Annotated in this window: 9 protein-coding genes, 1 tRNA gene and 4 pseudogenes; 12 read left to right on the forward strand and 2 right to left on the reverse strand. The window is 69.1% G+C overall.

Features of this window, described 5'->3' with window-relative positions; all coding sequences use genetic code 11:
* The first annotated feature begins 15 nt into the window (after nucleotides 1-15).
* From GGQ91_RS27750 to GGQ91_RS27760, 3 genes and pseudogenes are all read left to right on the forward strand, one after another.
* Nucleotides 16-92: transfer RNA gene (locus GGQ91_RS27750), tRNA-Met, on the forward strand.
* Nucleotides 93-292: 200 nt separating this feature from the next.
* Nucleotides 293-514, forward strand: a pseudogene (locus tag GGQ91_RS27755) (DUF6429 family protein); the annotation flags it as partial.
* 262 nt (nucleotides 515-776) lie between these two features.
* Nucleotides 777-1,202 (forward strand): annotated as a pseudogene (locus tag GGQ91_RS27760) (DUF932 domain-containing protein); the annotation flags it as partial.
* Nucleotides 1,203-1,243: 41 nt separating this feature from the next.
* On the opposite strand, the pseudogene GGQ91_RS28680 reads toward GGQ91_RS27760, so the two are convergent.
* Together GGQ91_RS28680 and GGQ91_RS28685 are read right to left on the reverse strand one after the other, a co-directional pair.
* Nucleotides 1,244-1,549: pseudogene (locus tag GGQ91_RS28680) on the reverse strand (integrase core domain-containing protein); the annotation flags it as partial.
* Between the two features lie 5 nt (nucleotides 1,550-1,554).
* Nucleotides 1,555-1,803 (reverse strand): annotated as a pseudogene (locus tag GGQ91_RS28685) (transposase); the annotation flags it as partial.
* A gap of 271 nt (nucleotides 1,804-2,074) precedes the next feature.
* On the opposite strand from GGQ91_RS28685, the gene GGQ91_RS27775 reads away from it, so the two are divergent.
* The 9 genes from GGQ91_RS27775 to GGQ91_RS27815 form a co-directional block, all read left to right on the forward strand.
* Nucleotides 2,075-3,250, forward strand: a complete 1,176-nt coding sequence (locus GGQ91_RS27775) for a TraB/TrbI/VirB10 family type IV secretion system protein (protein ID WP_182593302.1) — start codon at nucleotides 2,075-2,077, stop codon at nucleotides 3,248-3,250.
* Between the two features lies 1 nt (nucleotide 3,251).
* Complete coding sequence (locus GGQ91_RS27780) at nucleotides 3,252-3,461, forward strand: DUF2274 domain-containing protein (protein ID WP_182593295.1); 210 nt, start codon at nucleotides 3,252-3,254, stop codon at nucleotides 3,459-3,461.
* 637 nt (nucleotides 3,462-4,098) lie between these two features.
* Nucleotides 4,099-4,614 (forward strand): Hcp family type VI secretion system effector, encoded by a 516-nt coding sequence (locus GGQ91_RS27785; RefSeq protein WP_043347720.1) that lies wholly within the window; start codon nucleotides 4,099-4,101, stop codon nucleotides 4,612-4,614.
* A 32-nt stretch (nucleotides 4,615-4,646) separates the two neighbouring features.
* Nucleotides 4,647-5,120: a hypothetical protein gene (locus tag GGQ91_RS27790; protein ID WP_182593296.1), complete on the forward strand. Its 474-nt coding sequence runs from the start codon at nucleotides 4,647-4,649 to the stop codon at nucleotides 5,118-5,120.
* A 51-nt stretch (nucleotides 5,121-5,171) separates the two neighbouring features.
* The gene (locus GGQ91_RS27795) at nucleotides 5,172-7,151 is read left to right on the forward strand and encodes a type VI secretion system Vgr family protein (protein WP_182593297.1); all 1,980 of its coding nucleotides are present in this window, start codon (nucleotides 5,172-5,174) and stop codon (nucleotides 7,149-7,151) included.
* Nucleotides 7,152-7,158: 7 nt separating this feature from the next.
* Nucleotides 7,159-8,340 carry a DUF2169 family type VI secretion system accessory protein gene (locus GGQ91_RS27800; protein ID WP_182593298.1) on the forward strand — a complete coding sequence of 394 codons (1,182 nt, stop codon included), beginning with the start codon at nucleotides 7,159-7,161 and terminating at the stop codon, nucleotides 8,338-8,340.
* Nucleotides 8,337-8,741 (forward strand): PAAR-like domain-containing protein, encoded by a 405-nt coding sequence (locus GGQ91_RS27805; RefSeq protein WP_182593299.1) that lies wholly within the window; start codon nucleotides 8,337-8,339, stop codon nucleotides 8,739-8,741. The genes GGQ91_RS27800 and GGQ91_RS27805 overlap by 4 nt, the downstream gene beginning before the upstream one ends.
* Nucleotides 8,741-8,950: a hypothetical protein gene (locus GGQ91_RS27810; RefSeq protein WP_182593300.1), complete on the forward strand. Its 210-nt coding sequence runs from the start codon at nucleotides 8,741-8,743 to the stop codon at nucleotides 8,948-8,950. The genes GGQ91_RS27805 and GGQ91_RS27810 overlap by 1 nt, the downstream gene beginning before the upstream one ends.
* 341 nt (nucleotides 8,951-9,291) lie before the next feature.
* Nucleotides 9,292-12,047, forward strand: a 2,756-nt coding sequence (locus tag GGQ91_RS27815) for a DUF6531 domain-containing protein (protein WP_246410965.1), incomplete at its 3' end; no start/stop codon positions are given.

A 12,047-nucleotide genomic window follows, 5' to 3' on the forward strand; every position in this document is an offset into this window, starting at 1 on the left:
CCGAAACACTCTTGGCGCGGGGTGGAGCAGCCCGGTAGCTCGTCAGGCTCATAACCTGAAGGTCACAGGTTCAAATCCTGTCCCCGCAACCAAATTTAAGCCCGTCATTCCAACAGGATGGCGGGCTTTTTGCTGTCTGTTGCCTCTCCTCCTACTCTTCCGGTGGAAGCGTCGTGGAAACGCCAGACGGCAAGCTATGGCGTAGCAGGACCGGCGAGAACGCTCGATCTTTTCTCGTGGAGCGTGATATGAATGGCACTTCCATCGACGTTCGACGGAGCGCGAGGCGATCATGGAGATCGACGAAAACAGGATCGACGATGCCGTCCTGGCGTTTCTCTATCTGACGCTTGATCGTGATGGACGGGCCTGGAAGGGCTTCCAATAGGAGACGATGACCCGGCTCCACGCCAAGGGGATGATCGGCAACCTGGGCGGAAAGTCCAAATCCGTCATGTTGACCGACGAAGGTGTCAAGCGTTCGGAGAAGTTGTTCCGGGAGATGTTCGGGAGGCCGAGCCGGTTGGGGGTAGGGCGTCCCCTTCGCGGGCCTGGCTGCCGGCTGACGCTGGAGCCCCGTGACCGGGTCTCCATCCCTACGGGCAGGCATCCCTGACGCGGGAGAGGAAGAGGGTGCGCGGGATCGCCCGCGACGGGTGACAGGCTGGAGGAGACCCGTCGGCCGGCACCCACGAAAGGAAGAGGGGCTGCGCCGGTTTCCGTGACGGGTTGAGAGCCGTGGAGAGTGTCCGTGGCGCCCGTCGTGGAGATGTCCCTTGACCGGAGTTCAAATCCTCGATGCCAGCCGCGACCCGTCTAGCGGCTACAAGGTGGATGTCTCACGCGGCCAGCGGATCGGTCGCGTATCCTCCGAATGGTTCTCGCGACCGGCGGACGAACGCTTCCTGTCGCTCGACACCCTGCGCGCCGCAGTCCAGGCCCGTTCCGATCACAGCCGCACGCGCGTCGTGGAAAGCGTACTTATCCATGTCCAGGCACAACGCGACGATCCCGAGCGGCTGTCTTTGATCCTGCCGGGCGCCGAAGCACCGGTCGCGCCCACCCACTGGAGATTCGGCCAGCTTGCCGGTCTCGTCGGCGCGCCTGCGGCCTACCTTCGCCAGCTTCCCGCGCCGCTCGCCGCAATCAACCTCCAGCACGGCCTGCTGCGTCATCCTGCCGAGCAGGTGAAGACGCTGGAGATCGCAGTGACCTGCCCCCATGCGGTGGTCCAAGTTCAAGTTTAGTGCGGGGTCGGCCTCTGCTCTACAGGTAGCTTGGCCGACGGAGCCGGTCGGGCGAGCGCAGTCGGCCAAGCGGTCATGGCTGGCACGAACACTTCCGGCACTGGTGGCTTGTAGACAAGCGCACCGTGCGGGCGGATCGTGTTGTAGTGTCGACGCCAGCTTTCGATGATGATCTTCGCCTCCTTCAGGGTTTAGAAAACCTCGCCGTTTAGGAGTTCATCCCGCAATCGCGCGTTGAAGCTTTCGACGAAGCCGTTCTCCCACGGTGAGCCCGGCGCGATGTAGGCGGCCTGCGCGCCAATGACCGCATCAGCTTGTCGAGCGCGAGATCCGCGATCACTTTCCGGAGCCCCTGGTTCTCGGTCTCCAAGTCCTTCATGCGCCGGACCTGGTCGCTCTTCAGGCCGCCGTACTCCTTGCGCCAGCGATAGTACGTCACCTCCGTCACGCCGGTCGTGCGGATCGCGTCCCCGACGCTCTGGCCCTGCGAGACCAGCACATCCATCTGCCGCAGCTCGGCGACAACGTCCTCCGGCTTGTGCCGCTTCGTTCCCATCTGTCCGTCCTCGCACTGGCCCAAAAGCCAGACCTCAGGGCGGACCACTTCATTGGGGGCGGATCACCCGCGCGACCCGAGAAACTCCGGGCCAACCCGCTCGGCATCTACGTCAACGCCATCAACTGGTCGAAGGAGCTTGGACAATGACGCCGACCTTCCGCACAGCCGGGAGGCCGGCGTCGTGACCAGCGAATAAAATCCCGATACGGAAGAAGGACGGAAACCCGAGCGCTCCCGCCAAGCCGAGGCGGAGGACGATGCCCGCCCGATCACGGGCGAGGCAGTCGCACCGGTGCGGCTGCGCCTCGAGCCGCCGCGCGTCCCGCGGCTGTCGCGCCGGGTGCTGATCGGTCTTGGCGCAGCCGGCAGCCTCGCGATCAGCGGCGTGCTCTATTACGGGCTCCAGACCCGCAATGGCAGCCAGGGTCAGGAACTCTATTCGACCGACAACCGATCGACACCGGACGGCCTCAACGGTCTGCCGAAGGATTATTCAGGCGCGCCGAAGCTCGGCCCGCCGCTGCCCGGCGATCTCGGTCGTCCGATCCTCAACGCGCGGAACGCTGGGCAGCCGGTTCCGGCGCCGGGGATCGCCGCGCCCAATGCCGGGCCGGTCGGGCCGACGCCGGAGGAACAGCGGCGGGCGCAGGAGTTGGAGGCGGCGCGGCTCGCCAAGCTCTTCGCCTCGACCGAAACGCGGCCTGCCGGCAGCAGTACGGCAATGTCGCCAATGCCGACCGCGACACCACCCACCGACCTCGGCAGTCTCGGCTTGGCGCCGCAGCCGGCGACGCCTTCCGCGCAGGAACGGCAGCTCGCCTTCCTCAACCAGACCCCCGACAAGCGCACCGTGGCGCCTGATCGCGTCGCCGCACCCGCATCGCCGAACGTGCTGCAGGCCGGCGCGGTGATCGCCGCCGCGCTCATCACCGGCATCCGCTCCGATCTGCCCGGCCAGATCACCGCTCAGGTGACGGAGAACGTCTACGACAGCCCGACGGGGCGCATCCTGCTCGTGCCGCAGGGCACACGTGTGGTCGGCCAGTATGACAATAGCGTCGGCTTCGGCCAGCGCCGGGTGCTGCTTGTCTGGACCCGGCTGATCTTCCCAAATGGCCGCAGCATCGTCCTCGAACGCCAGCCCGGCGCCGACGCCGAGGGCTATGCCGGTCTTGAGGATCGTGTCGATCATCACTGGTGGGATCTCGCCAAGGCCGCAGGTCTCTCGAGGCTCCTCAGCATCGGATTGCAGGCCGGCTCGTCAGGCGAGGAGAGCGAGATCGCCCGCGCCATCCGTCAGGGCGCGTCCGACGGCATCAGCCAGGTCGGCCGGCAAGTGGTCGGCCGCCAGCTCGACATCGCCCCGACGCTCACCATCCGGCCGGGCTTTTCAGTCCGCGTGCTGATCACGCGCGATCTCGTCCTCGAACCCTATGGAGGCTGACATGCCGAGGCTGAAGCTCGGACCGATCCCCGATGACAAGCCGATCAAGGTCACGCTGGAGCTGCCTGCCAGCCTGCACCGCGACCTCGCTGCCTATGCCGAGGTGTTGGCCCGGGAGACCGGACAACCAGCCGCCGATCGAATCCGGCTGAGTGCGCCCATGTTGGCGCGGTTCATCGCAACAGATCGGGCCTTCACGAAAGCTCAATGAATTCAAAGTTGAATTATCAATCTTAATTGATGCATATCCGTTCGACAAGCGCATTTATTGGCAATGAAGATGATCCAAAATATTTGTGATTATCTGCACGTCACCGATATTTGGCATGGAAGTCCCCCGTCAACTCTGGCGAGCAACCGCTACGATAGACCGTCGTCGATACGGCAGCTTCTGCGGTGCAGGCGGGTTGGTCCGCCACTCCTCTCTCGGGACCAACCGTCCAGATGGTTCGGCCATTTTTGGCCAAATGCCCTGATTGAGCGTTCTCAACGACTTAGCCGTTTCCTATATCTAATCGAATTCGAACTGTGTCGATTTACGCAGCCACCACAATATCTTATCTCACTTAAAAAGTTTGGCCATCTTTGGCCAAGCGCTCGGCCATTTTTGGCCAAAAATCTCAACCGGTGATGGACGCATCCGAGCACACGGCTGTCGGGTCGAAACGATCCGACTGAGAGATCAGGCACTTGGACGGCAAAGATCAAAATAAGATCGCCCCGGCACAGCTTGGCACGAACTCTGCCATGTGCTTCCCGCGAAGCCGGAACACAGCGCAGACAACCGGACCTCATCGGGCCGGACCTGCGGATCGACCGCCGCCGGCCTCGGATCATCGGGGAAGACCATGCCGACACCCGCCTATATCTCGATCGAGGGTTCCACCCAGGGCAATATCACCCAGGGCGCCTTCACCGAAGCCTCCGTGGGCAACATCTGGCAGGAGGGCCACGAGAACGAGATCCTCGTCCAGGCCATCGAGCACCGCGTCACCATCCCGCGCGACCCCCAGTCCGGTCAGCCCTCGGGCCAGCGCGTCCACCTGCCGTTCAAGTTCACCGCCCCGCTGAACAAGGCCACGCCGCTGCTCTACAACGCCCTGACCTCGGGCGAGATGCTGACCAAGGTCGAGGTCAAGTGGTTCCGCACCAGCTCGGCCGGCAAGCAGGAGCACTTCTTCACCACCCGCCTGGTCGACGCGACCATCATCGACATCGACGCCCAGCTGCCGCACTGCCAGGACGCGCGCAACGCCGACTTCACCCAGCTGATCGCCGTGTCGCTGTCCTACCGCCGGATCGAGTGGGAGCACACGGTGGCCAGCACGTCGGGCGCCGACGACTGGCGCAAGCCCAAGGCCTGAGCCGGATGGCCTGAGCGGCGGGGGACGAGCGGATGCGCGCCTCGGGCGGGTCACGCGCCGGACGGCCCGGCGTCCCGCAGGACGAGGCGCGCCCGGACGCGGGTGTCCATGACGAATCCCCGCCGAGGCCGATCCCGGCCCGGATGGTCCGGCCGCCCGCCCGGCTGCCGGGGCGGTGGCCGGGCGGGCGCGACCACGCCCGCGACCTCGCGCTGGTGCCGGCCGCCTCGGTCATCGCCCTGGCGATCCGGGTGTTCTCCGCCGACCCGGCCGAGTGGATCCTCGACCTGCCCGACCACCCGGCCCTGGCGTTCTGCGCCGTGCCGGACGGGCGCGACGGGATGCCGATCCTCCTGGCCCTGATCACGCTCGGCCCGGTGCTCGGCCTGATCGGTCTGGCCGGCTTCGGGCGTCCGCGCTCCTGGCTCGGCCTGCTTCTGGGCGCGGGGCTCGCCGCCTTCTGGCTGCAGCGCTTCGTCCTCCACGTCCCGGCCTGCCCCCCTTGAGCCGCCCGGCCACGCCGGACCGACCACCCCCGCCCCCTTCGAGGCTCTCCGATGATCGCCCTGCCCGCCGAGATCACCCAGCCGCTGAGCGATCTCGACCGCGACTTCACCCTCGCGTTCACCGCAGACGGCCTGCCGGGCGCCGATCTGGCGGTCACGGGCTTCCGCCTGGACGAGGCGATCTCGAGCCTGTTCCGGGCCGAGGTCGCCCTGGCCTCGCCCGACCCGGGGCTCGACCTGACCGCCCTGCTCGACAAGCCGGCCCGGCTCACCGTGCTCGACCGCTACGGCCCGCCCCGCCACGTCCACGGCGTGCTCGCCCTGGCCGAGCGCGGCGACACCGGCGCGCACCACACGGCCTACCGCGTCCTGCTCATGCCGGCGCTGCACCGCCTGCGCTTCGGCGCGGATTGCCGGATCTTCCAGACGAAGAGCGTGCCCGAGATCGTCGAGGCGGTGCTCAAGGACAACGGCGTCACCGCCTACCGCTTCGCGCTGACCGAACAGCATCCCGCGCGCGAGTACTGCGTGCAGTACCGCGAGACCCACCTCGCCTTCATCGAGCGGCTCTTGGCCGAGGAAGGCATCGCCTACCACTTCGAGCATGCCGAGGGCGCCCACACCCTGGTGCTCACCGACGCGACCAAGCTCGCCCCGGACGCGCCGGGCGCGGAGGCGATCGAGTACAACGCCGAGCCGGGCGGCACGGTGAAGGGCCCGCATGTCGGCCGGTTCACCTGGCGCGAGCTGGTGGCGCCCTCCGACGTGGTCCAGCGCGACCACTTCTTCCGCAACCCGGTCCACGACTTCGAGGCGCGGGCGCAGGCGTCCGCGCTGAACGGGCTGACGCGCAAGCTGGAGATGTACGACTACCCCGGCCGCTACAAGGCGGACGCGGTCGGCCGGGCGTTCACGCGCTACCGGCTGGAGGGGTTCCGGGACGAGGCGAGCCACGGCGAGGGGGCGGGGCGGTGCGCGCGGCTGCTGCCCGGGCACCGGTTCGCACTGACTGGGCATCCCGACCCGGCGCTGAACCGGCGGTTCCTGGTGGTGGCGGCGAGCCACGCCGGCAGCCAGCCGGGGGCGGTCGAGGGCGATGCCGGCGACGGGGGCGCGTACCTGACCACGTCGTTCCGGGTGATCCGGCACGACACGCCGTACCGGCCCGACGCTCCGGGCAAGCCGCGGGTCGAGGGCCCGCAGATGGCGATCGTGACGGGTCCGGCGGGCGAGGAGATCCACTGCGACGCGTTCGGGCGGGTGAAGGTGCGCTTCCCCTGGGACCGGTCGGGGCGGGCCGACGACACGGCCTCGTGCTGGATCCGGGTGAGCCAGGGCTGGGCGGGGGCGAGCTGGGGGCAGATCGCGGTGCCGCGGATCGGCCAGCACGTGATCGTCGACTTCCTGGAGGGCGACCCCGACCAGCCGATCATCACGGGCCGGGCCTACAACGCGCGCGAGCCGGTGCCGTACCCGCTGCCGGCCCACAAGACGCGGATGGCGATCAAGTCGAAGACGCACAAGGGCGAGGGGTTCAACGAGCTGCGGTTCGAGGACGAGCAGGGCCGGGAGGAGGTTTTCGTCCACGCGCAGAGGGACATGCGGGTGAAGGTGCGCCACGACCGGCGTAAGCGGGTCGACCACGACCAGTCGGAGAGCATCGGCCACGACAAGTCGATCGATGTCGGCGGCAACCACGTCGAGACGATCGAGCAGAACAAGCAGCTCGCGGTCGGGATGAACATGAACCGCACTGTGGGCATGACCTCGTCCGAGGAGGTCGGGCTGATGAAGAGCACCGTCGTCGGGCTCGCCCAGACGGTGACGGTGGGCAAGACCTGCACGATCAGCGTGGGCGAGGAACTGGTGCTCCAGGTCGGCGGCGGGGCCGACAAGGACGGCAATGCCGGCGCCGCCAAGGCGATGCTCGTGATGAAGAGCAACGGCGACATCCTGCTCAAGGGCGTGAAGATCTACCTCGACGGCGAGGCCCACGTGCAGATCGCCTCGGCGATGATCGACAACAACTGAGGTCGTCATGCCGGAGCTGGTCAACCACGCGCCGTTCCCGAACTTCCGGTACTATGCCGGCGACAACCGCGGGGGCGAGTTCGGCGTCGTCATCGTCAAGGCGACCTACGCGATCGGGCCGGACGGGCGGCTGGCGGTGGCCGAGGAGCAGGCGCCGCTGTTGTTCACGGATGCCTGCCACGGGGCGGTCAACGTCAGCTCGGTGTGGCACCCCTCGGACCTCGTTCCGTACAAGCCGCGCACCGACATCCTGGTCAACGCGGTGGCGCGCCCCCCTGGGGGCATGCCGGCGGCCGCGTGGCTGGCGGGGGTACGGGTCTCGCGCGGGGGCGTCGCGGTGGTTGAGAAGCGGGTGCGGGTCACAGGCCCGCGCCGCTGGGAGCCGGACTGGGCGCGGGTGCTGTCGGAGGAAGAGCGGGCGGAGTGGCAGCGCCACCGATCGGCGTTCCGGGGCTGGCGCCTGTCAGCTCCGGAGCCGGTGGCCGCGGTGCCGCTGCGCTACGAACTGGCCTTCGGCGGCACGCCGCCCGCGGGCACGGATGCCGAGGGCCGGCCGGTCTTCGCCGACGACCCCTACAACCCGATCGGCTGCGGCTGGCTGCACCCGGAGGGTAGCGACCACACGCAAGCCCACCCCGCCCCCCAGATCCTCGGGGCCGACGAGGTGCTGGACGAGCCCTACACATTGCGGCAGCCGCACACCCTCGGTCCGATCCCGTGCGCGTGGGAGCCGCGGCTGCCGCTGGCCGGGACCTATGACCAGCGCTGGCTGGACGAGATCTGGCCGGACTGGCCGCCGGACTACGACTTCGCCTACCACAACGCGGCCCATCCCGACCTTATCTGCCCCGGCCACCTCGTGGGCGACGAGCACATCCAGCTCGCCGGCCTGACCGGGGACGCGCGGCCGGTGCATCTCGACCTGCCGGGCGAGGCGCTGGCGGTGGCGTTCGCCGAGCCCGGGGGCGCGGTCGAGGTCCGGCCGATGGTGCTGGACACGGTGCTGCTGGACGTGGCGGCGCCGCTTTGGGCCGATGCGCGGGTGTTCCTGAGCTGGCGGGTGCGGTTCGAGCCGGACCGGTACGCGACCGCCACGATCCTGCGCCGGCCGGGAACGGGCGTGCCGGACGCGGGTCCGGACGCGGCTTCCATCACGGATCAGGGTCAGGCGCGGGGGCGAGCGGCATGAGCGAGGGTCGGATCTCGGCGCGCAAGGACGGGTCGAACGTGATCGTGTCCAAGGGTCCGGACGTGTGCCTGACGCCGCGGGGCAGCGCGATGGTGCCGGTGCCGTACACGTCGATCGCGTTCCTGTCGTCGGCGATCCGGACGTCGACCTCGGTGCGCAACAACGGCAACTACGACTTCCAGCTGAACTCGCGGTGCGCGACCTCGACCGGGCACGAGCAGGGCACGGGCAAGGGCGTGAAGGTGCCGGGCTATCTCGGCATGGCGCACGCCAAGGAGGGGTCGAGCTTCTTCTACTCGGAGGGGTTCGCGGTGGTGAGCCATCGGGACCCGGCCTGGATCAACCGGCCCGACCCCGGCGGCGAGGAGCCGAAGAAGGGCAAGGGTGAGGAGACCGTCTGATGCCGAAGGTCGTGATCCCGTTCGGCGCGATGAGCGCCGATGGGCGAGGTGAATGCCTTGCCCACGATCTGCGGACCGGAGCCACCCAACCTGGGTTGGCCCTTCCGGCCCATCGTCATCCGCGTGGCGCGGAGGTGCGCAATGAACGGCTCGGCACAGCTGAGTCCCTCGTTGACTCCACCGGATTCCCGACGGGGAGCGCCGCCTGATGGCCTCGGGCTCGGACCAGCACTTTGCCCTCACACCTCCTGCACCCGGCACATCACCCGGCACGGGCGCCACGCCTAGATCCGACGTCCCGGAAGCCAGAGCAAAGCAATCGGTCCACAAGCGCGACGAGAAAGGTGAACCGGCCTCGAAACAGCAGGCCAACGCCAATGCCCAGGTCACGACCGGATCGAGCGCACCACAAACGCCGCCTCAGCCAGAACAACAGGGATGGTGGGACCGCAACCACGTCGGTACGCGCCTAGGCGGCGCAGGACGAGCAATCGGCGGGGCCTTTCAAGCCTTCCTCGGCGCCGATTTGGCGGTCCTCGGGTTCGGATCCATGCCGGTGTCCACCATCGGCGGTGCCGCGGTCGGAGTCGGGGGTGTCGCACTTGCTGGCCGTGGCATCGATAACGTCCTTACCGGTGTGTACGAAGCCGCGACCGGTGAGGCCCAGGGCGATACGCTGGGCGTCCAGGCGGTGGACAGTGTGGCAGGTCACGACGCCGCCGAACTCTACAGCGAATTAGGCACCGCAGCCGACCTTGCCGAGGGTGGCGCTGGTGCACCTCGCGGGGGAGGCTCGAAGCCTAAGATCCAGTATTCGCGAAGGGTAGAAGAGCCCTCGCCATCTAATCCACACGAGGAGGCTCCGCCGTCCCCGCCACACGAGGAGGCTCCGCCGTCCCCGCCACACGAGGAGGCTCCGCCGGCAGCGCCGCGCGAGGAGGCTCCGCCGCCTCCGCCGCACGAGGAGGCTCCGCCGGCAGCGCCCGTCACAGCGGGCGAACCGGTCTCGGTCGCGACCGGCGAGTACCTGGAGACGTGGCACGACTTCCTGGTCCCCGGCGCGCTGCCGCTCGACGGCGCCCGGTACATGGGCCTGCAGATGCCCGACGCCACGGGATGGCCCGGGCCGCTCGGCCCCTGCCAGATCTCCGTCTTCGACGAGTACTTCGACAATTACGCCCCCGGCCACCTCGCCTTCCACCAGGCCGACGGCAGGCGCATCGCCTTCGAGCGCCCGTTCAACTTCCTGGCCGCGAAGAACACCGGATCCCCCCACCTCGAACTCACCGCACCCTGGTTAAAGCAGCTGCGCCTCAAGGACCGGCGTCTCCTCAAGCACTTCCGCCAGTACCCGGACGGCTTCTACCGCCTGGAGCGTATCGAGGATCTCTCCGGCAATGCGCTCAGGCTCACCCGCGACCCCGCGGGCGTGCTCCTGCGGGTCGAACGCTCCGACGGCCTCGCGCTCGCCTTCGACAACGACGCCGCCGGAAGGCGCACCGGCATCACGCTGATCGGGCTCGGCGGCGCCAGCCTGAGGCTGGCGGCGTACGGCTACGACGGCAACGGCCGCATGGCCCATGCCGACTGCGCCTTCGGTATGTCGGTGCAGTACGAGTGGCAGCCCGACCGGCCCCTGCTCGCCCGCTGGCACAACAGGACCCGCCGCTCCGAGACGGTCTTCAGCTACGACGAGGCCGGCCGGGTGGTGCACACCGAGACCACCGGCCTGTGGAACGGCGACCGCTTCCTCTACGACGCGCAGGCGCGGCGGACCACCTACCTGCCCGGTGGCGATGAAGCCAAGGCGCAGGTCTTCGCCTACGACGCGCACGACAACGTCACGGCCGAGACCGACGCGCTCGGCGCCACCACGTGCCACAGCTTCGACCGCTACGGCTTCCGCACCGCCACCACGGACGCGGCCGGCTATACCGCGCGCACGCGCTACGACATCTTCGGCAACGTAAAGAGCCACATCGACGCCGAGGGGCGGGAGACGCTGTACGGCTGGGGGCCGGAGGGCCAGCTCGACATTGTCGTCGACGGCGCGGGTAACGTCCGGCGCAATGAGTACGACGCCCAGGCCAACCTCGCGGCCGAGACCAACGCCGAGGGCCACCGCACCGTGTACGAGCGGGACGCGCACGGCCGGATCGTCCTGACGCGCTTCCCCGACGGCACCGAGGAGCGGCGCGCCTACGACGCGGGCGGCTGGCTCGCCAGCGTCACCGACGCCAGGGGCGGGGTGACGCGGTTCGGCTACGACGCGTTCGGGCGGCTGGTGGAGACCACCGACCCGCTCGGGCGCACGACACGGCTCGCCTACGCGGCCGGTCCCGGGGGCTTCGCCACCCCGACCGGGCTGACCCGGCCGGACGGCACCACGGTGGCGCGCGCCTTCGACCCGGAGGGGGCGCTGGCCAGCGTCACGGACGGCGAGGGCCGGACCTGGCGGTACCATCACGGCGCCTTCGACGTGCTGGAGGCGATCGAGGACCCGAACGGCGGCACGCTGACCCTCGGCTATGACGGCGAGGGCCGGCTGACGCAGGTGACCAACGCCCTCGGCCGGCGCTACGCGCTGGAGCGCGACGCGGCCGGGCGGGTGGTGGCCGAGGTCGACTTCGACGGACGGGTGACGCGCTACACCCGCGATGTCGTGGGCCGCGTGAGCGAGACGGTGCGGCCGGACGGCGCCCGGCTGGTCTACGGCTACGACCGCACCGGTCTGGTCACCGGGATCCAGGTGTTCGGCCCGGACGGGCGGCGGCAGGATCAGGTCGCCTATGGGTACGACCGGCGCGGGTTGCTGGTCGAGGCTCGGAACGAGGCCACGCGGGTGGAATACATCCGCGACCGGGACGGGCGGATCGTCGAGGAGGATGTCGGCGGGCGCCGGGTGCAGAGCCGGTACGATGCCTGCGGCCGGCGTGTGGCGCGGCGGATCTTTTCCGGGATCGACCAGCCGCACGCGATCCGGCTCGGCGAGCACGTCACCCGCCACGCCTACGACCCGCTTGGTGCCCTGGCCGCGCTGGTTGTGGCCGAGCACGCGCCGCTCGCCTTCACCCAAGACGGGCTCGGCCGCGAGGTCCGGCGCGAGAGCACGGCGGGGTTCGTGCTGGACAGCGCCTGGGATGCGGGCGGGCGGCTGTCGGCGCAGCGGGGCGGGCGGGCGATCCGGGGGCTGGCCGGGGCGGTGGCGGCGCAGCGGGCGGGTCTGGCGGCGGACGCGGCGCGGCCGATCGAGCGCAGCTATGCCTGGGACCGGGCGGACGCGCCGACCGCGATCGTCGAGCGGCT

Source organism: Methylobacterium fujisawaense (genome assembly GCF_014138435.1).
Lineage (GTDB): Bacteria > Pseudomonadota > Alphaproteobacteria > Rhizobiales > Beijerinckiaceae > Methylobacterium > Methylobacterium fujisawaense.

Coding starts and splice junctions, on each gene's coding strand:
- GGQ91_RS27795 (WP_182593297.1), top strand. CDS start 5,172: ATGATCGCCCTGCCCGCCGAGATCACCCAGCCGCTGAGCGATCTCGAC.
- GGQ91_RS27785 (WP_043347720.1), top strand. CDS start 4,099: ATGCCGACACCCGCCTATATCTCGATCGAGGGTTCCACCCAGGGCAAT.
- GGQ91_RS27810 (WP_182593300.1), top strand. CDS start 8,741: ATGCCGAAGGTCGTGATCCCGTTCGGCGCGATGAGCGCCGATGGGCGA.
- GGQ91_RS27790 (WP_182593296.1), top strand. CDS start 4,647: ATGCGCGCCTCGGGCGGGTCACGCGCCGGACGGCCCGGCGTCCCGCAG.
- GGQ91_RS27800 (WP_182593298.1), top strand. CDS start 7,159: ATGCCGGAGCTGGTCAACCACGCGCCGTTCCCGAACTTCCGGTACTAT.
- GGQ91_RS27805 (WP_182593299.1), top strand. CDS start 8,337: ATGAGCGAGGGTCGGATCTCGGCGCGCAAGGACGGGTCGAACGTGATC.
- GGQ91_RS27780 (WP_182593295.1), top strand. CDS start 3,252: ATGCCGAGGCTGAAGCTCGGACCGATCCCCGATGACAAGCCGATCAAG.